Source organism: Pseudomonas sp. fls2-241-TYG-175, from assembly GCF_030209155.1.
In the GTDB taxonomy this organism is placed as follows: domain Bacteria; phylum Pseudomonadota; class Gammaproteobacteria; order Pseudomonadales; family Pseudomonadaceae; genus Aquipseudomonas; species Aquipseudomonas viridiflava.
Window position 1 is genome coordinate 188,464 of record NZ_JARVSO010000001.1, and the last position, 17,694, is coordinate 206,157.

Below are 17,694 nucleotides of genomic sequence, written 5' to 3' on the forward strand. Positions count from 1 at the left end.
CAGGCATTAGACGGAATCCAACCTATGGCAGCCCTGAAGCATGAGGTGAAGAGCTTCATCGTTCAGGCGTTGGCTTGCTTCGACACTCCCTCGCAAGTCGTAGAGCAGGTCAAACAAGAATTCAGTATTGAGATATCCCGCCAGCAGTGTGAGTCGCACGACCCAACAAAGCGCGCCGGCGTGAACCTTGCGGCCAGATGGGTGACGCTGTTCCATGACACCCGTAAGCGTTTCCGTGAGGACACAGCAGAGATTCCGATCGCCAACCGCGCTTATCGGCTTCGCGCCCTCGGTAGGATCGTTGAGAAAGCAGAGGGCATGCGTAACCTGGCGCTGGCCCTCCAGGTGCTGGAACAGGCTGCCAAAGAATCCGGCGATATGTACGTCAACCGACATCGCAAGGACGAGGCGGGCGACGAACCGGCGATTCCGACTCGCATCCAGGTCGACGTAGTGGATGCGAGGAAGCCTGATGCCCAGCCTTAATGTCCCGCAATCGAAATTCCTGCTGCTGCCCCACAAGTTCCGTGCATTCGTTGCCGGGTTCGGCTCTGGAAAGACCTGGGTCGGTTGCTCGGCGCTGAGCAAGCACTTCATGGAGTGGCCAGGCGTCAACGCCGGTTACTTCGCACCGACGTACCCTCAGATCCGCGACATCTTCTATCCGACGATGGAAGAGGTGGCTTACGAGTGGGGCCTGAAGACAAAGATCAACCAGGCGAACCATGAGGTTCATATCTACACAGGTCGGCAGTATCGCGGCACGGTGATTTGCCGGTCGATGGAGAAGCCTCAGACCATCGTTGGCTTCAAGGTCGGGCACGCTCTGGTCGATGAGCTGGACGTTCTGACCTCGATCAAGGCGCAGCAGGCATGGCGCAAGATCATTGCCCGGATGCGTTACAACTTGCCCGGCCTGAAGAACGGCGTGGATGTCACCACAACGCCGGAAGGCTTCAAGTTCGTGTTCCTGCAGTTCGTGAAGCAGTTGCGCGACAAGCCAGCGCTCAAGGATATGTATGGCCTCATCCAGGCCAGTACCTTTGATAACGAACTGAACCTGCCGGACGACTACATACCATCGCTGATGGAGTCGTATCCCGAGCAACTGATCAGGGCGTACCTGAACGGTCAATTCGTCAACCTGACTTCCGGGTCGATCTACCACGCTTATGACCGCAAGCTTAACCAGTGTTTCGACACGGTGCAGCCGGGCGAACCTTTGTTCATCGGCATGGACTTCAACGTGGGCAAGATGGCTGCGATTACCCATGTGAAACGGGACAAGGGGCTGCCTCGCGCCGTGGACGAACTCATGGACGGGTACGACACGCCCGACATGATCCGACGCATCAAGGAACGCTACTGGCGCCACGACGGCGACAAGTACATCAAGACCTGTGAAATCCGAATCTACCCAGACGCATCCGGCGACTCGCGCAAGTCAGTCAACGCCAGCGTTACAGATATCGCCATGCTCAAGCAGGCAAACTTTACGGTGATCGCCCCAGCTGCGAACCCGCCGGTGAAGGACCGCATCAACGCGATGAATGCCATGTTCAGCAACGCCCGAGGCGAGCGGCGCTATCTCGTGAATCCGTTCACCTGTCCCGCATATGCGGATGGACTGGAGCAGCAAATCTGGGCAGCCAACGGCGAGCCGGACAAGTCTCAAGGCAACGACCACGCGAACGACGCGGGCGGTTATTTCATTCACAAAGAATTCCCGATCGTTAAACCGGTCGCCTCTCTCAATCTGGGATACGCCCGATGACCAACGACGTTTCGTTCAAGCGGCCTGAATACATCGAGGCGCTGGATCGCTGGCTGACTGTGCGCGACGTCTGCGCTGGCCAGCACCGTGTCGTCGACCGGTTGCCTTACATCAATCGGCACGACAAATCAGAAGAGAACGTCGAGCGCAACAAGTCGTACCGTGAGCGCGCAGTATTCAAGAACGCCACGGGCCACACCCGAAACGGTCTGATCGGCTTGGCTTTTCACAAAGACCCAACGCTGACCGTGCCTGCAAAGCTCGTATACCTCCAGGACAATGCCAATGGCGCAGGCGTCAGCATCTACCAGCAGTCTCAGGGCTCGCTTGAGCGCGTGCTGGAGACTGGGCGGCACGGCCTGTTCGTGGACTTTCACGAGGACGGCGGCATTGGCGGGCACTCAGTCATCCTGACGTACGCCGCCGAGGACATCATCAACTGGCGTACGGGAATGGTTGAAGGGCACAACGTCCTCACCATGGTCATCCTGCGTGAGATGAATGAGGAAGCCGACGGCTTTGGACTGAAATGCACCGAGCAGTTCCGGGAACTGGCGCTGGGCGACGACGGACTGTACGTCTGCCGGGTCTGGCGTCGAAAAGGCCCGCGCGGTGGTGGCCCTCTGGAAGTGGTCGAAGAGTACGAGCCAAAAGGGAAGGGCGGACGGCTGAAAGAAATCCCGTTCACCTTCATCGGCGCCCAAAACAACGACCCGAGTATCGACGAGTCACCGCTGTACGACATTGCCATGATCAACCTCGGGCATTACCGGAACAGCGCCGACTACGAGGACAGCGTGTTCTGGTGTGGTCAGGCTCAACCGTGGATCAGCGGGGTGGACGAGCAGTGGCTTGAAATGGCGCGCAGAGAGGGCGTTTACGTCGGCTCTCGGGCGCCTATTCCGGTTCCAGCCGGTGAGACGTTCGGCTTTGCCCAGCCTCAGCCCAATACGCTGGTAAAAGAGGCGATGGCCGACAAGAACCAGATGATGATTGATCTGGGCGCGCGGATGGTTGTTGCATCGCTTACCGCCAAGACTGCCACGGAGTCGCGTGGCGACCAGTCAGCATCGACTTCAGTGCTCGCGATCTGTGTCGCGAACATCAACGAGGCCTACACCCGTGCCTTGGGCTGGTGCGCTCAGTTCCTCGGCGTTACCGGGAAGACGGCCTACCAGGTCAATCAGGAATTCGTCGAACTCAGCGCTGATCCGCAGATGATCACGGCCCTTGTCGGGCTATGGCAGAGCGGCGGCTTTGCGAAGGCTGACCTGCGTGGCTACCTGCGCAAGCTCGGGCTGATCGCTCCGGAGCGAACAGACCAGCAGATTGACAGCGAGCTCCAAGAGCAGACCGACAACCTCGGCCTGGATGACGACGAGGGCTTAAATGATGGCCGTCAACCAAGCGGTACTTGATGCCACGATCAGGCATTCAGTGTTTCTGGAGCAGTTGAAAGCAGGAGAAGTCGAGAAATTCGCGCCGTTCTTGAAAGAAATCGACCGGGCGGTGCGCGAGCAGCTCACCAGAGCAGACCTGACTGAGTACAACATCCAGCGACTGAACAAGCTGCTGGACGAGGTTGACAGTCTGTTGCTCGGCATCTTTGATCGGTACACCGACACGCTGAACCTCGACCTGATCGACTTGGCCAGCTATGAGGCGCAGTTCGAGGCGACCGCTTTGAACCGGTCGGCGCCGGTGGGCGTAACTTTCGACGCAGTGATTCCCCCATCACGTGCCATCCGGTCGGCAGTGCTTAACAACCCGCTGAGCGTGCGTGGCACCGGTACCGGCGGCGGCAAACTGCTCAAGCCGTTCATAAAGGATTGGGCGTCAACGGAACGGGAGAGAGTCAACGGTGCAATACGCCAAGGCTTCTTCGAGGGGCAAACAAATTTCCAGATCATCCGCAAGATCCGCGGCACCAAGACGGCAGGCTACAGCGACGGGATTCTCGCAACGACTAAGCGCAATGCGAGTGCGGTCGTGCACACGGCTGTGCAGCACGTCGCCTCACAGGCGCGGATGGAGACCATCAAGGCCAACCCTGATGTCGTCGCCGAGATAGAGATCATCGCCACGCTCGACAGCAAAACGACTCAGACCTGTCGGTCCATGGACAAACGTCGCTTTCCGGTCGACTCCGGCCCACGACCACCGTTTCACATCAGGTGCCGGACGACATTCGTACCCGTGACCAAATGGACCAGGCTACTCAGCAAGGACGGCACACGCGCCTCGGTAGGGCCGAATGGCGGAGGCCAGGTCGCTGCCGATCTCAGCTATTACGACTGGCTCAAGCTCCAACCTTCGGCGTTTCAGGACCAGGCGCTTGGCCCGACCCGCGCCAAGCTGTTCCGTGATGGTGGGCTGACGCTTGAGCGCTTCTCTGAGCTGCAGCTCGACCGCAATTTCAATCCGCTGACGTTGGAACAAATGAAAAAGCTCGAGCCGCTAGCCTTCGAGCGAGCTGGAGTATGATTCATAGAAATCTATACGCAAAAGGATGTGCAGGGTGTTGAGTTTTATTCCTGAAGCTGAAAGAAGCGAGCTCTCTGAGTTACTGGTTATTGCGTTTTACCCAAGTTGGTCGGACAACGTAGGTGAGAAACTGGCTATTCGCAGACGAGCAATCAGCTGGATACGATCCTACCGTAAAGGAGGTTCTATCGAGCACTCAGCGGCAATCAACCTTGTACTGGACTGCGTCCTCACTCATAGCTGGCTAAAGAAAGAAGTTCGCAATTATTCCGTAGGCATAGCGGATAAAGAGAGCTCGTCGTCGGTGGTCGATCAGTCCAGGAAAGATCTTCTGTGTCTCACTGATCAGATCTACCAATTCGCGACTAGCGATGAGGGGCTGTGCAGCTTGAGGATGGTTCGGTACTAAGTAGTTACAACCAATCAACCCGCTTCGGCGGGTTTTTTTATGCCTGCAAAGCGGGCGAACAAACCCAAGGGGTGCATCACCGTGGCAGAAGAAAACGAAATCGACCTGGAAAACCCGGCAATCAAGGCCGCTATCGCGTCTGCCGTTGAAGCATCCGTTTCGGGTCTGAAAACCAAAAACACCGAGTTGCTCGGTAAGTTGAAGGATACCTCTACCAAGCTGACTCAGTTCGAAACCCAATTCGAAGGCATCGACATCGACGCCGTTAAAGGACTGTTGAGCCGCGCCGGTCAGGACGAGGAAACCAAGCTTCTGACTGAGGGCAAGGTGGATGAAGTGTTCAACAAGCGCACCGAGCGCCTGCGCGGGGACTACGACAAGCAGCTCAAGGCCGTCACCGAGCGCGCATCGAAAGCCGAGGCATTCGCCGCGAAGTTTCAAGGCAAGGTGTTGGGCGATTCGGTGCGCGGTGCCGCTCTGAAGGCAGGTGCCCTCCCGGAAGCGACTGACGACATCATTCTGCGCGCCAAAGGCGTGTTCTCGCTGAACGAAGAGGGCGAAGCGGTCGCCGTCGACGAGTCTGGTCAGACCATTCTCGGCAAAGACGGCAAGACCCCTCTGACTCCACTCGAATGGGCGGAATCCTTGCGCGAAAGCGCTCCTCACCTGTGGCCAAGGGCCTCGGGTACGAATGCCCCGGGCGGGGGTGGCGGCCAGGCTGCACTGAAGCGCTCCGAAATGACAGCCACGCAAAAGCGCGACTACCAGCGCAAGCACGGCCAAACCGCATACCTCAATTTGCCCAAGTAAGGGGATTCACCCATGGCAACAACTGTGAACAGCGATCTGATCATCTACAACGATGAAGCTCAGACCGCGTACCTGGAACGTGTTCAGGACAATCTGGACATCTTCAACGCGTCCTCCAATGGCGCAATCATCCTCGACAACGAACTGATCGAAGGTGACTTCCGCAAGCGTGCCTTCTACAAGCTGGCGGGTTCGCTCGATCACCGTGACGTCAACTCCGAAGCCAAAGTCGTCGCCAAGAAAATCGGCGCCGGTGAGGCCGTAGGCGTCAAGGCTCCGTGGAAGTACGGGCCGTATCAGACCACCGAAGAGGCGTTCAAGCGTCGCGGTCGCCCGGTAGATGAGTTCTCCCAGATCATCGGCCAAGACGTCGCAGACGCAACCCTGGAAGGCTTCGTCCAGTACGCCACTGCCGCGCTGCGCGCCTCCATCGGCTCCAACCCTGCGATGGTGGTCGAGGCCAACATCGAAACAGATGGCAAGAAGACGCTGACCCGTGGCATGCGCAAATTCGGCGACAAGTTCGGCCGGATCGCGCTTTGGGTCATGCACTCGTCGGCCTACTTCGACATCGTCGACGAGGCGATCACCAACAAGCTGTACGAAGAAGCGGGCGTCGTCATCTACGGCGGCCTACCGGGCACCCTCGGTAAGCCTGTGCTGGTCACTGACACGGCGCCGACTGACGTGATCTTCGGTCTGCTGCCCAGCGCCGTCACCATCACAGAATCCCAGGCACCTGGCTTCCGTTCTTACGAAGTGAACGACGAAGAAAACCTTGCGATCGGCTACCGCGCCGAAGGTGTCGTGAACATTGATGTTCTGGGCTACAGCTGGAAGGAAACTGCCGGCGGCGCGAATCCGTCGCTCGCTGCTGTCGGTTCCTCTGCCAACTGGGTCAAGCACTCTGCCAGCGACAAGGTCACTGCAGGCGTAATGATCGAACTCACTCCGGCTGCATAAGCCATCCGACAGGTGCGGTCAGAAATGGCCGCCAGGGAGAACATCATGGAACTCGTTTACAGCAACCAGCGCGGCGACTTCGATCCCAACAAGCGCTATCGCAACCCGGATCTGTTCCGGAACGTCGAACGCGGCGTGACCAAGGTCACCGTGGTTGGCGATTACCCGGAAATCGTCAATGCCTATGAGACGGTCGAGATTGACGTAGAGATCGAAACACGCAAGACGCCGGTGAAAGGCAAGGGCAAGGCCGCGGACAAAACTCCTGCAAAGCCGGGCAAAGGCCCAACCAAGCCTGAGTCCAATGGCACCCAGAAGGATGGCACCAAGGAAGAGCCGGTCTACATCCCCAAGCTGGAAGCGGACAACCAATGGATCATCATCACCCGTGACGGTGTACGATTCAGCGACTTTGCGGGTGACGAAGCCCAGGCTAAGGCCGAGGCTGATCGTCTGAACGACATCAAGGAATAACCCATGCTCATCATCGAGGACGGCACCGGCGTGGCTGCTGCTGAAAGCTACGCGACTGCTGAAGAACTGGCTCGCTACGCCCTGAAATTCGGTGCAACGATCCCGGCTGAACAGGTTGCTCAGGAGGCGCTACTGCGCCGTGCCGCCTTGGCGATGGATGGGATGACCTGGAAGGGTAGAAAGTCTTCAAGCGAGCAGGCACTTGCCTGGCCTCGCCGGGAGATCCGCCTTGATGGGGAAAACAAGCCGGAGCGTTACCTTCCGGCACGCATTCAGTACGGTCAGATGGCTCTGGCCGCAGAGATTCATGTCGACGACATTGATCCTATCGACAAGCGCAAGGGCGCGGTCACGAAGGAAAAGGTCGACGGCGTGGTGGAGCGTGAATACGCGACCATCAGCAACATGAGCAAGCGATTGCTGCCCGCTGCGCCGGATCGGCCCAGCGCCACCCAGTTCGCGGATTATCTTCTGAAGCGTGGGTTGTTTGCTGTCCGCGCATAGTGATAGCGTTGCGCCTTCACTAACGGAGATACATAAATGTCGGATGAAAGAAAACTGTTTGCTGATGAGGCTGCTGCCTGGGATCAATATGCATCTGCCGCACTGGGCGCGACAATCGCAGCAAGCCAGTCACCTGAGCAGGCTGTAGAGGTCGCAGCTGATTTGGCTGACGGACTGTTGCGCGAGCGTAAAAAAAGAACCAAAGCTGCGGGTGATTTTATATCCGGCAAGACGAAGTAAAGAAAGCCCAGCTATAGCGCTGGGCTTTTCACAATTGGAGCCACCATGGCCTTCTACGAAGATATGGCCGTGATGGCCCTCGATCTGATTACCGAATACGGCCAGGCAGTCACCATCCGCGATGCGGTGAAGGGCGGCTATAACCCGTCTACCGGCACCACAGCACCAGAGACGGTCACGGAGCGAACCGCCCAAGGCATCCTGCTCGACTTCACCGGTCAGGAGTTTCAGACCAATACCCTGATCAAGGTTGGCGACAAGAAGCTGAAAATTGCCGCAAAGGGCCTTGAGCATCCGCCGACGCTGCTCAGCAAGGTGGTGGTCCAGGGTCGCACTTGGTCGATCATTCCACCGCTGAAAGAGACCAACCCTGCGGGCACACCACTGCTCTACGAGCTGCAGGTGCGCTCATGAGCCGCGCAGGTGCTGGTCAGTCCGGCAGCTTCGCCTTCGATCTCGCCAAATTTGCCGAGCAGGCGAAGGAAGCGGTCGATGTCAGTCTTCGCGAGATCATCATCGAGATCGGCAGCAGCGTCATCCGGATGTCTCCGGTGGGCAATCCTGAGATATGGGCGGCCAATCTGGCATTTCGCGATGCGAACACCCGCGCAGCCGACGACTACGACTTCAAGGTTTCCCTGCGGAATACCGCCATCAACCTGACAGAGTCGAACTTCACGAAGTCCGGCAAGCTGAAGCGAGGCGTGAAATACGCCAAGCCGTTGACCAAGACCGAGCGTGTCCAGAACTTCAACGTCAACGGGCTCGTAGCTGGCCAGGATTACGTCGGCGGCCGATTCCGTGGTAACTGGATGTTCGGGATTGGCGCGCCAGATGGCACGACTACAGAAGAGGTCGACCCGACTGGCAGCAAATCCACGGCGCGCATCGTCAACGGTGTGCTGGAATTCCACGCCGGCGACGTCGCCTACATCACCAACAGCCTGCCATACGCCATCCCGCTGGAATTTGGGCATTCGACCCAGGCACCGGGCGGCATGGTTCGAATCACCGTGGCGCGCTCCCAGCAGATCGTTGAGGCGGCCATCAGGAATAACCAGGTATGAGCCACAAAATAATCCGCTCACTTTTCGAGCAGAGACTCACAGCGTGGGCAGGCGGGCGCAAACTAAGGATCGCTTATCAGGGTGTCAGCTTCACGCCAGAGGCAGACGAGACATATCTGGCAGCGTTCATGCTTCCGGCCGGAACCGGTACCGACACCTTGGCGGGCGATCACCGCGTCTATACCGGCGTGTTTCAGGTCAACGTTGTCACCCCAGCAGGCATTGGGACTGGCGAAGCTGAGGGCCTTGTCGACGACATTGCCGCTCTGTTCCCTGCCTATCTCAGGCTCAAGCAAGACGCATTTGAGGTGCTGTTGCTCACGCCGGTGGAGTCTGGGCCGCCGATTACCGGTGACAGCACGCTGACAGTCTCTGCCTCGTTTCAGTATCGCGCCGACACCAACTGAACAGCGCCCCGCTAGAATGGGTTTCTGCTAATACATTAACCGGAGGCCATGCCGTGGATGACCAAATAAAAGCGCGCTTACAGTGGCTGGATGAATCGGCTGATGACCATTCATGGAACAACCGTGATGAAATTGGTGCCAGCGATCGATGCATCTGCACCGCATGCGGGATGTGGTCTGCTCCCAGTGAAATCCTAAAATGGCACATGGATAAACACGCGTGCTGTCCTCATTGCGGCCTAACCGGCGTAGTTATCGGCTCGAAGTCGGGATTGCCGCTTGAGGAATACCAAAGCAACCGCATTCCTCAGTAGCGACTCTCAACTAATTCGCCCATTGGGCAAACCCAAAACCCGCCAGTGAGCGGGTTTTTTATTTCTGAAAAGAGGAAACACCAATGGCGTTCAAACTACCCAACGGCGCGGTTCTGGAGATCGGCGCGGTATTCAGTGCTGCAGCGCTGGCCTCGGCCATTTCCAATGCGAATCCCGCTGTTGTAACCGCTGCCGGTCACGCCTTCGACGATGGTGATGTTGTCGTCGTCACCTCTGGCTGGACGCGCCTGAATGACCGCGTTGCGCGTGTCACCGCCTCTGCGGCTGATTCGTTCTCTCTGGGCGGTGTTAATACGTCTAACCCAGAAGTTTATACCGCAGGCGCTGGCGTAGGATCCGTTCGGGGCGTCTCAGGTTGGGCTCAGATCTCGCAAATCACCTCGGTTGCTACCAGCGGCGGTGATCAGCAGTTCACGACCTTTGGCTTCCTGGAAGACGATGACGACCGCCAACTGCCGACCACAAAGTCCCCGACCAGCATGACTGTCACTGTCGCTGACGATCCCCTGCTGGCATACGTGCCCGTTGTCGAGGCTGCGGATGAAGACAAGCAGTCCCGTGTCGTTCGATTGAAGTTGCCGGGCGGCTCGGTCATTTACTACAACGCCTATGTTTCGATCACTTCGACCCCAGCACTCGACCGAAACAACGTCATGACCCGTGTCATCACTCTGTCGCTGGCAGCCCGCCCGACACGCTATTCGGCGGCGGTGTAACCAATGGCCAAGATCAAGATTGCTCAGAATCCAACGTTCAAAGCGCCGGTGATGGTCCCTCGCATCGGTGAGGCACCTGTGAAGGTGGAGTTCGAATTCAAGTACATGGACCGCAAGGCGCTTGCCGAAATGTTCGAGCGCTGGAACACGGCCCGCGCCGATCTGAACGCGAAGCGCATTGACGACGGCATCACCTGGCAGGAAGTGACCGCGTCTGAGATCGCGCTGCAGGTCGAGCAGATCAAAGACGTCGTGACCGGCTGGACCTTCGACGACAAGTTCACTGACGAGGCCGTTGCCGCACTGGTGACCACTTGCGTTGGCGCGCCTCAGGCTGTGATCGACGCATACCAGTCGGCCTACGACCCTGCACGCCTGGGAAACTGAAGGCGGCGGCCCGGGCGCTGTACGAGCCTGGACCGTCGGAGCAGGAGCTCGCCGCCTTTGGCATGACACTGGCTGACATTCCCGTCGAAGAGGTCGAGGTCTGGCCGGACTCATGGAAGGCATTCCGGCTGTTCGAATCGCTCTCCACTCAGTGGCGGACCGGGCCGGGCGGCGCATCCGGTCTCGACTATGCCGCAATCCCTGTCACAGCTCACATGGCCGGCATCAAGCGCAACGAACTACCTGGCATCTTTTCCGACCTCCGCACGATGGAAGTCGAAGCATTGCTCGTGATGAGCGAATCGAAATAACGGAGCGCTCATGACGACCATTGCAGAACTCGGAATCAAGGTTGATTCCGGCGATGCCGTGCAGGCCGCTACCGATCTGGACAAGCTGGCTGCTGCTGGCAGTCGTGCAGAGAAGGCAGCCGAGGGCGTCTCGTCAGGCTTTGACAAGGCCTCTACATCGGCCACAGGGCTGACTACGGCGGAAACAAAGCTCAACGAAACAACCGAGCAGGCGATGACGCGACTCACAGCGATGGCCAAGGCCTCGCTGGATTCGAGTGAGTATTACCAGCGCCTGACGACCAGCGTTACCAGCAATACTTCGGCTGTGGACGCCTCAAGCTCTTCTGTCAGCAGCCTGGCAGCGCTCCGGCGTCGATTGCAGGCTGATTCTGATGCGCTGGTGGGGTCGACCGACCAGCTCGCTGAGTCGACGAAGAAGGCAGCGGCCGCTACCGGCGTTGAGGCCGAAGGTTTGCAGGCCCTTCTGGGCAAGATCAACCCCACTCTGGTAGCCCTCAGTAAGCTTGATGAGCAGCAGGCACAGCTGCAGAAATACAAGAACTCCGGGCTCATCGATGCCGATACGTTCAAGGAGTACTCCAGCCGTATTGACGCGTCCCGTCAGAAGCTTGGAGATTTCAGCGAGACGCTCAAGAAGACCAGTTCATCGTCGGCTCAGACTGAGCAGGCGCTGAAACAGCTGCCCGAGCAATTCACAGATATCTTCACCAGTATCATTGCAGGACAAAGCCCCCTGCTGGTTTTGCTTCAGCAGGGTGGGCAGATCAAGGACTCGTTCGGTGGCATCGGGCCGACACTCGACGTGCTGGGCAGCAAAATCAAATCCATTCTCGGCATAGGCGGGGGCATAAGCGCGGTAGGCGAAGCCTTCGAAAGTGTCGGGACCGGCGCTAAGGCGGCCGCCGACGGGGCAGAAGCTGCCGGGGCCGGTCTTGGCGCAATGGCTGAGGGCGCAAATACTGCGGCTGATGCGGCGAAGAACGCCAAGGAGGCTGCCGGAGCCCTTAACGCTGCGACCCCGCCACTCACCATCGGCTTTGGTCTTGTCGTGGCGGGCGCTGTTGCTGCTGCCGCAGCTATTGGGGCGCTGATCTACGGGTACAGCCAGGGCAGCAAGGAAACTGACAACTTCAACAAAGCCCTGATCCTCACCGGGAACGTCGCCGGCACAACTTCTGGCAGCCTCTCTGTGATGGCTCGGCAGGTAGCCGCAGTCAATGGGACCGTCGGAGAGGCCGCAGCATCTCTGGCGCAAATCGCAAACAGTGGCAGCATCGCATCGGGAAGCTTCAAGACGGTAGCTGATGCATCTGCAGCGATGGAGGACGCTACCGGCAAGGCAGTTGAGAAAACCGTTTCCGAGTTCGTAAAAATAGGGAAAGACCCTGTAGCTGCCGCAAAGGAATTGAACGATCAGTACAACTTCCTCACTGCATCCGTTTACAGTCAAATCGTGGCGCTCAAAGAGCAAGGCGACACGATAGGCGCGGCCAAGCTTCTTACCGATGCCTACGGTGACGCTATCAATGATCGCTCAGGCGACATCACGAAGAACCTCGGTCTTTGGGAGCGCGGATGGAAGGCAGTAGGCGACTCGGCAAAGGCGACGCTCGACTCGGTTAAGAACATTGGCCGAGAGCAGGACGACGCACAAAAAATAGTCGAGCTGCAGCAACAGGCCGCCTATGCGCAAAGCCAGGTCAATTACGACCCGACAGATACCGATGCGGCCCAGCGTCTCAACGCTATGAAGCAGGAGCTGGCTTTCCTCACTCAGCAGCGCGAAACACAGTCGGCGATCGCAGCCGCCAAAGGTAACGAGGCCCAGCGCCAGAAAGAGGGTATCGCCGCCGAGCAGCGTCTCAAGCTGATCAGTGACTCCAACCTCACCAATGCTGAGAAGCGCGACAAGCTGACCAAGGCCTATCTGCGTGATGTTGAGGTTCTGAAAAAGGCCAATCCGGACGATCCCAAGGTTCAGGCCGACTATGTTGCCAAGACCCTGCAAAACATTAAGGACAAGAACAAGGATCCTGCAAAGCCGGCCGGATCTGTTGACCTGACTGCCTTCAATGCTGCGCAAAATCAGCTGAAGTCGATCACCGGCTACTACGATATCGCTCAAAAGGAACTGGACGCATCGCAGAAAGCTGGACTGGTGTCTGCTGAGTCCTATGCCAGCCAGCGCGCAGCGATCATCGAGCAGCAGAAGGGCGACGTGACATTTGCCTATGAGGCGGAGATAGCGGCACTTGAGGCTGCTCGCGGAAAGGCGTCTACCAGCGCCGAGCAGCGCATTCAGCTTGATCAGAAGATCGCCGATGCCCGCACCTCCATGGTGGAGGCGCAGAAAAAAGCGAACAGCGAACTGTCGGTTTTGGCCACCAGCGAGCAGGGCAGGCTCAAGAAACAGGAACTGGCGGTATCGACATACACCAGCGCGCTGGAACAGCAGGTCAAAACCTTGCGCGAGCAGGGCCAGCGATCTGCCGCCACTCTCGGCATGGGTGACCGGCAGCGCGGTCTGGCCGATCAGCAAAACTCTGTTGATGATCGCATGAACCAACAGAAGGTCGAGCTGGCAAACCAATACGGTGACGGCTCACGGGGCATGAGCCTTGACGAGTACAACCTGAAACTGGCGGCGCTGAGCAAAACGCAGCAGGATTTGCGCGACACCGTGCAGGCGAATTACGACGATATGACCGTCGCCCAAGGAAGTTGGAGTGTCGGTGCGTCCTCTGCTTTCCAGAACTACCTCGAATCGGCCAGGGACGTTGCCGGGCAGACGAAGAGCTTGTTCACCAACGCCTTCAGCAGCATGGAGGACGCTGTCGTCAACTTCGCCTTGACTGGAAAGTTTTCGTTTGCGGACTTCACCAAGTCGATTCTGGCGGACATGGCCCGGATCGAAGCACGCAAAGCAGGCTCGGCGCTTCTCGGCACACTGGTGGGTGCCGCGACAAACTACTTCACCGGTGGCGGCAGCAATGGGCTGGCGTCCGGTTCTGCCGGCGCTGTGTCGTCGAATGCTGGCGCGAGCGCGGCCGGGTATAGCGATTCGGTTCTCAGCGGCTGGTCCGGGATTGCCCAGGCCAAAGGCGGTGCCTGGTCTGGTGGCGTCCAGATGTTCGCCAACGGCGGGGCCTTCACCAACAGCATCGTCAGCAAGCCGACCGCTTTCGGTATCGCGGGAGGTGGAGTGGGGGTCATGGGGGAGGCGGGCGAAGAGGCAATCATGCCGCTGACCCGCACCGCAGGCGGCCAGCTGGGCGTGCGGGCACTGGGCAGCGGCGGCGGTAACAGCAACACCTACAACTTCCCGGTTGCCGTATCAGTCCAGACTTCCGGCGGGACCAGTGGCGACTCTCAGCAGGCATCAACTGAGCTTGGCAAAGGCATACAGCGTGCAGCGAAAGCTGAGGCTGAAACTGCGATTGCCCGCGCGCTGCAGCCCGGTGGATCAATCTGGCGGCTCACAAATGGCAGGTAGTCATGACGATTGAAACCTTTACTTGGCCGACTCAACACGGGGACACACCCGATATCTCCTATCGGGTGCGCACCTCTCGTTTTGGCAGCGGCTATAAGCAAGACGTCGGCGATGGGCCGAACAACAAGGAGGACTCATACCCGATCACGTTCACCGGCACCAAGGAGAGAGTCTTGCAGATCATGGAATTCCTTGATCGGCACGCGGGAGCGAAAGCATTCCTATGGACCACGCCGCTGGGACAGCTAGGTCTTTTTACATGCAAAAATCCTGTTCCCACCCCCATGGGCGGCAACGTATTCAAATTGACGGCCACGTTCGACAGGGCCTTTCACCCCTGAGGACTTCACATGCCACTGATTGCCGATATCCAGACACTCGAGCCCGGCAGCGAGGTTTTGCTATTCGAGCTGGACGGATCCGAATACGGCGCAGATGTGTTGCGCTTCCATGGCCACGCCATACCCCACACATCGGCCGAACTCATTGCAGTTGGCCTGGACGCAGATCAGCTTCCCGCGAAGCCGATCTGGTGGCAGGGGAACGAGTACAGCGCTTGGCCGATTCAAATCGACGGCATCGAAGCCAATGGAGATGGCACAGCAGTGCGACCGGTTTTCTCCGCAGGCAATGTCAGTGGGCGGATCACGGCGCTATGTTTGGCTTTTGAGGATCTGCTCGAATTCAGGTTGACCATGCGGCATACGCTGGGCCGATATCTGGATGCCGAGAACTTTCCCGGTGGAAATCTCGACGCCGATCCAACTCAGGAAACCATCGAGATTTGGTACCTTGACCAGAAAACCAACGAGGACGGCGAAACCGTCAGCTGGGAACTGGCCAGCCCGGGCGATGTTGGTGGCGAGTCGGTCGGCCGCCAAATGACAACCCTTTGCCACTGGTGCCTCACCGGCGGATATCGCGGGCCGAACTGCGGCTACACCGGGCCATACGTCGACAAGGACGGGCAGCCCACCGATAACCCTGAACTTGATGTCTGCGATGCCACGTTGACGCGCGGCTGCACGCCGCGCTTCGGGGCTGGAAACGAAGTACCTTTCGGCGGTTTCCCCGCCGTGTCCCTGATCGCGCGGAGCTGACCATGCTGAAATACATCCTGGCTGCCGTGCAGGCGCACGCGGCAGCGGAGTACCCGCGCGAGTGCTGCGGACTGCTTCTAGGCGTGGGGCGAAAGCAGCAGTACTTTCCCTGCACCAATACGGCGACCGATCCAAAGGAGGAGTTTCGCATCAGTCCTGAGGATTACGCGGCTGCGGAAGACGTGGGCGCCGTGATCGGCGTTGTCCATTCGCACCCGGACGCAACCAGCAGGCCGTCACCTCGCGACCTGGCTATGTGCGAGGCAACCGAACTGCCATGGCATATCCTGAGTTGGCCTGAGGGCGATCTGCGCACGATCGTGCCCGTCGGCAATACCCCGCTCCTGAAGAGGCCATTCGTCCATGGGGCTTGGGACTGCTGGCAGGTCTGCGCCGATTGGTACAAACGCGAATATGGTTTGGATTTCGAAGCGTTCAAGCGCACCGACGGCTGGTGGGAAAGTTCGGACGCGGAAAGTCTGTACGAATCCAACTACGAGGCGGCCGGTTTTGTCCGGGTTGATCAGCCGCAACGCGGCGACATGATTGTGATGGAGGTCGGGCGGACAAAGCACCCGAACCACGCTGGCATCTATCTCGGCGCGGACGCTTCGCTGACCGGTGAAGAAAGCGGGGTATTCGGCCCCGGTCCTTTCCTGTTGCACCACCTGTACGGCAGACCGTCGGAAATCATCGTTTTCGGTGGTCCGTGGTTGGACAGGACACGTCTTATCCTTAGGCATAGCCAGATTAATACGGCGGTAGCGATAAATTAAACGGATGTGTCGGGGAAGATTGAACTGGTAGCCTTGCGTTTTTGTACTGCTAGACCTGAGTTTAACCAACAGCACATGTCCCCTGCACGGAGCGGCGTTTTGAGGAAATTACCAAGGACACCTTTTCTAATATCCCTCGTCACAGCGAGCTTAAGCGCCCACGCGGCTGCGCCCAGCGAGGCCGTTCTGCATGAATGCACCAGTCTTTCCGAGATGGCCAAAGGAATCATGGAGGCTCGCCAAGATGAGGTATCTATGGCGAAAATGATGGCTATCAAAACCGGAGACCAGTACACAGATGACCTGACTGCCGCTTTGGTTGAGGACGCCTATTCAAAGCCTGTGTACAGTAGCCGCGCGAATAAAAAGTCTGCCATGAGCGAGTTTGAGAACAAGTGGTTTGCTGCATGTTTAAGGTCTAAATCTTCCTGAATATACCGAGGGATCACCATGCGAATTCTGATAGGGACACTGGCTTTGGCGCTGCTGGCTGGATGCTCGACGCCGTCGGATTTGATGGCAGAAAAACCGCAACTGACAACAACCTCGACGAAGGCCCCGAAAGCAATAGCGCTTTGCGTGTACCCCGCATGGCAGGATTACCGGTCAAGTTCTGTGATGAGTGAGACCGTTTCGGGATACCGCATCGTCGCTGGGAGCGAAATGAATCGACAGACGGATGATGTTCTGAATATCGAGAAGGCAGGCAGCGGCAGCATCGTGAAATTGTACCAGCGTGTAGCCTGGGCCCAGATAGGGCGCGGTGTGCTTAGAGACTCGTTGAACCGCTGCCTCTGACCAGCAAAACACATTAAACCGCCTCCGGGCGGTTTTTTAATGTCCGGAGAAAACATGACCGCAGCCCTGAATTACACGCCTACGACCACCATTCTGCTTTCCGGCTCACTTGCCAGAAAGTTTGGTCGAAGACATCGGCGATTGATTGACACCGGACAAACTCAGGAGGTGTTCAAGGCGATGAATGCCACGGTGATAGGGTTTGAAGACGAGATCAAGCGCCTAGACAAACTTGGTATGCGATTCGCAATTTTTCGTAACGGGCGAAACGTCGGCCAAGAGGCGCTATCTCTCGGAGGCTCACGGGAAGTAAGGATCGTTCCGGTGATTGGCGGCAGCAAGAGGGCCGGGCTTTTCCAGACCGTAATTGGCGCTGTGCTGATTGCCGCATCTTTCATACCGGGTTTTCAGGTGCTGATGCCAATCGGCATTTCTCTGGTGGCTGGCGGTGTAATCCAGATGCTCAGCCCTCAGGCCTCCGGACTGAAACAGAGCGCATCACCGGAAAACTCCCCTTCCTACGCTTTCGGCAGCGCGAAGAACACGACGGCCAGCGGAAACCCGGTAGCGATCTGCATCGGCGATCGGCGCTGGGGCGGGGCGATCATCTCTGCATCGATATACGCCGAAGACAAAACGTAAT

General features: G+C 58.1%; 21 protein-coding genes. All 21 read left to right on the top strand.

All coding sequences use genetic code 11. The features are described from left to right. The first annotated feature begins 24 nt into the window (after positions 1-24). The 21 genes from QRN20_RS00930 (at position 25) to QRN20_RS01030 (ending at position 17,693) form a co-directional block, all read left to right on the top strand. Entirely contained in the window at positions 25-486 is a 462-nt protein-coding gene (locus tag QRN20_RS00930) for a DUF2280 domain-containing protein (RefSeq protein WP_010430521.1), read from the top strand. Continuing rightward, a complete protein-coding gene (locus tag QRN20_RS00935) occupies positions 473-1,774 on the top strand; it encodes a terminase large subunit domain-containing protein (RefSeq protein WP_122863861.1) in 1,302 nt (433 codons plus the stop codon). Before QRN20_RS00930 ends, QRN20_RS00935 begins: the two co-directional genes overlap by 14 nt. Then, a complete protein-coding gene (locus tag QRN20_RS00940; protein WP_285359899.1) occupies positions 1,771-3,192 on the top strand; it encodes a DUF4055 domain-containing protein in 1,422 nt (473 codons plus the stop codon). The genes QRN20_RS00935 and QRN20_RS00940 overlap by 4 nt, the downstream gene beginning before the upstream one ends. Then, positions 3,167-4,258: a minor capsid protein gene (locus QRN20_RS00945; protein WP_285359961.1), complete on the top strand. Its 1,092-nt coding sequence runs from the start codon at positions 3,167-3,169 to the stop codon at positions 4,256-4,258. The genes QRN20_RS00940 and QRN20_RS00945 overlap by 26 nt, the downstream gene beginning before the upstream one ends. 490 nt (positions 4,259-4,748) lie before the next feature. Continuing rightward, positions 4,749-5,477: a beta-N-acetylhexosaminidase family protein gene (locus QRN20_RS00950; protein ID WP_025995769.1), complete on the top strand. Its 729-nt coding sequence runs from the start codon at positions 4,749-4,751 to the stop codon at positions 5,475-5,477. Positions 5,478-5,489: 12 nt separating this feature from the next. Continuing rightward, entirely contained in the window at positions 5,490-6,440 is a 951-nt protein-coding gene (locus QRN20_RS00955) for a major capsid protein (RefSeq protein WP_122414423.1), read from the top strand. Between the two features lie 45 nt (positions 6,441-6,485). Further along, positions 6,486-6,914: a CTP synthase gene (locus QRN20_RS00960; RefSeq protein WP_285359900.1), complete on the top strand. Its 429-nt coding sequence runs from the start codon at positions 6,486-6,488 to the stop codon at positions 6,912-6,914. A gap of 3 nt (positions 6,915-6,917) precedes the next feature. Beyond that, on the top strand, positions 6,918-7,418 hold the full coding sequence (locus QRN20_RS00965; RefSeq protein WP_285359901.1) for a DnaT-like ssDNA-binding protein: 501 nt from the start codon (positions 6,918-6,920) through the stop codon (positions 7,416-7,418). A gap of 36 nt (positions 7,419-7,454) precedes the next feature. Then, positions 7,455-7,658 (top strand): hypothetical protein, encoded by a 204-nt coding sequence (locus QRN20_RS00970; protein WP_285359902.1) that lies wholly within the window; start codon positions 7,455-7,457, stop codon positions 7,656-7,658. Positions 7,659-7,703: 45 nt separating this feature from the next. After that, positions 7,704-8,072, top strand: a complete 369-nt coding sequence (locus QRN20_RS00975) for a hypothetical protein (protein ID WP_285359903.1) — start codon at positions 7,704-7,706, stop codon at positions 8,070-8,072. Continuing rightward, complete coding sequence (locus QRN20_RS00980; RefSeq protein ID WP_285359904.1) at positions 8,069-8,725, top strand: hypothetical protein; 657 nt, start codon at positions 8,069-8,071, stop codon at positions 8,723-8,725. Before QRN20_RS00975 ends, QRN20_RS00980 begins: the two co-directional genes overlap by 4 nt. Beyond that, positions 8,722-9,132, top strand: coding sequence for a phage tail terminator-like protein (locus tag QRN20_RS00985; RefSeq protein WP_285359905.1), 411 nt, complete (start codon positions 8,722-8,724; stop codon positions 9,130-9,132). The genes QRN20_RS00980 and QRN20_RS00985 overlap by 4 nt, the downstream gene beginning before the upstream one ends. Positions 9,133-9,529: 397 nt before the next feature. Continuing rightward, the gene (locus QRN20_RS00990) at positions 9,530-10,183 is read left to right on the top strand and encodes a phage tail protein (protein ID WP_122569947.1); all 654 of its coding nucleotides are present in this window, start codon (positions 9,530-9,532) and stop codon (positions 10,181-10,183) included. 3 nt (positions 10,184-10,186) lie between these two features. Further along, on the top strand, positions 10,187-10,570 hold the full coding sequence (locus QRN20_RS00995; protein ID WP_122498939.1) for a phage tail assembly chaperone: 384 nt from the start codon (positions 10,187-10,189) through the stop codon (positions 10,568-10,570). A 62-nt stretch (positions 10,571-10,632) separates the two neighbouring features. Beyond that, on the top strand, positions 10,633-10,881 hold the full coding sequence (locus QRN20_RS01000) for a DUF1799 domain-containing protein (RefSeq protein WP_285359906.1): 249 nt from the start codon (positions 10,633-10,635) through the stop codon (positions 10,879-10,881). Positions 10,882-10,891: 10 nt separating this feature from the next. After that, positions 10,892-14,377, top strand: coding sequence for a phage tail tape measure protein (locus QRN20_RS01005; protein WP_285359907.1), 3,486 nt, complete (start codon positions 10,892-10,894; stop codon positions 14,375-14,377). Positions 14,378-14,379: 2 nt separating this feature from the next. After that, positions 14,380-14,718 carry a phage tail protein gene (locus QRN20_RS01010; RefSeq protein WP_217669421.1) on the top strand — a complete coding sequence of 113 codons (339 nt, stop codon included), beginning with the start codon at positions 14,380-14,382 and terminating at the stop codon, positions 14,716-14,718. Positions 14,719-14,727: 9 nt separating this feature from the next. Next, positions 14,728-15,477 carry a phage minor tail protein L gene (locus QRN20_RS01015; RefSeq protein ID WP_285359908.1) on the top strand — a complete coding sequence of 250 codons (750 nt, stop codon included), beginning with the start codon at positions 14,728-14,730 and terminating at the stop codon, positions 15,475-15,477. 2 nt (positions 15,478-15,479) lie between these two features. Then, positions 15,480-16,253 (top strand): C40 family peptidase, encoded by a 774-nt coding sequence (locus tag QRN20_RS01020; RefSeq protein WP_285359909.1) that lies wholly within the window; start codon positions 15,480-15,482, stop codon positions 16,251-16,253. 450 nt (positions 16,254-16,703) lie between these two features. Continuing rightward, positions 16,704-17,051, top strand: a complete 348-nt coding sequence (locus QRN20_RS01025; protein ID WP_122863870.1) for a hypothetical protein — start codon at positions 16,704-16,706, stop codon at positions 17,049-17,051. 54 nt (positions 17,052-17,105) lie between these two features. Further along, a complete protein-coding gene (locus tag QRN20_RS01030) occupies positions 17,106-17,693 on the top strand; it encodes a tail assembly protein (RefSeq protein WP_032632986.1) in 588 nt (195 codons plus the stop codon). Position 17,694 lies beyond the last annotated feature (1 nt).

Excerpts from the sequence above, each read along its gene's own strand:
- QRN20_RS00930 (WP_010430521.1), top strand. The coding sequence starts at position 25 with ATGGCAGCCCTGAAGCATGAGGTGAAGAGCTTCATCGTTCAGGCGTTG.
- QRN20_RS00935 (WP_122863861.1), top strand. The coding sequence starts at position 473 with ATGCCCAGCCTTAATGTCCCGCAATCGAAATTCCTGCTGCTGCCCCAC.
- QRN20_RS00940 (WP_285359899.1), top strand. The coding sequence starts at position 1,771 with ATGACCAACGACGTTTCGTTCAAGCGGCCTGAATACATCGAGGCGCTG.
- QRN20_RS00945 (WP_285359961.1), top strand. The coding sequence starts at position 3,167 with ATGGCCGTCAACCAAGCGGTACTTGATGCCACGATCAGGCATTCAGTG.
- QRN20_RS00955 (WP_122414423.1), top strand. The coding sequence starts at position 5,490 with ATGGCAACAACTGTGAACAGCGATCTGATCATCTACAACGATGAAGCT.
- QRN20_RS00960 (WP_285359900.1), top strand. The coding sequence starts at position 6,486 with ATGGAACTCGTTTACAGCAACCAGCGCGGCGACTTCGATCCCAACAAG.
- QRN20_RS00965 (WP_285359901.1), top strand. The coding sequence starts at position 6,918 with ATGCTCATCATCGAGGACGGCACCGGCGTGGCTGCTGCTGAAAGCTAC.
- QRN20_RS00970 (WP_285359902.1), top strand. The coding sequence starts at position 7,455 with ATGTCGGATGAAAGAAAACTGTTTGCTGATGAGGCTGCTGCCTGGGAT.
- QRN20_RS00975 (WP_285359903.1), top strand. The coding sequence starts at position 7,704 with ATGGCCTTCTACGAAGATATGGCCGTGATGGCCCTCGATCTGATTACC.
- QRN20_RS00980 (WP_285359904.1), top strand. The coding sequence starts at position 8,069 with ATGAGCCGCGCAGGTGCTGGTCAGTCCGGCAGCTTCGCCTTCGATCTC.
- QRN20_RS00985 (WP_285359905.1), top strand. The coding sequence starts at position 8,722 with ATGAGCCACAAAATAATCCGCTCACTTTTCGAGCAGAGACTCACAGCG.
- QRN20_RS00990 (WP_122569947.1), top strand. The coding sequence starts at position 9,530 with ATGGCGTTCAAACTACCCAACGGCGCGGTTCTGGAGATCGGCGCGGTA.
- QRN20_RS00995 (WP_122498939.1), top strand. The coding sequence starts at position 10,187 with ATGGCCAAGATCAAGATTGCTCAGAATCCAACGTTCAAAGCGCCGGTG.
- QRN20_RS01000 (WP_285359906.1), top strand. The coding sequence starts at position 10,633 with ATGACACTGGCTGACATTCCCGTCGAAGAGGTCGAGGTCTGGCCGGAC.
- QRN20_RS01005 (WP_285359907.1), top strand. The coding sequence starts at position 10,892 with ATGACGACCATTGCAGAACTCGGAATCAAGGTTGATTCCGGCGATGCC.
- QRN20_RS01010 (WP_217669421.1), top strand. The coding sequence starts at position 14,380 with ATGACGATTGAAACCTTTACTTGGCCGACTCAACACGGGGACACACCC.
- QRN20_RS01015 (WP_285359908.1), top strand. The coding sequence starts at position 14,728 with ATGCCACTGATTGCCGATATCCAGACACTCGAGCCCGGCAGCGAGGTT.
- QRN20_RS01020 (WP_285359909.1), top strand. The coding sequence starts at position 15,480 with ATGCTGAAATACATCCTGGCTGCCGTGCAGGCGCACGCGGCAGCGGAG.
- QRN20_RS01025 (WP_122863870.1), top strand. The coding sequence starts at position 16,704 with ATGCGAATTCTGATAGGGACACTGGCTTTGGCGCTGCTGGCTGGATGC.
- QRN20_RS01030 (WP_032632986.1), top strand. The coding sequence starts at position 17,106 with ATGACCGCAGCCCTGAATTACACGCCTACGACCACCATTCTGCTTTCC.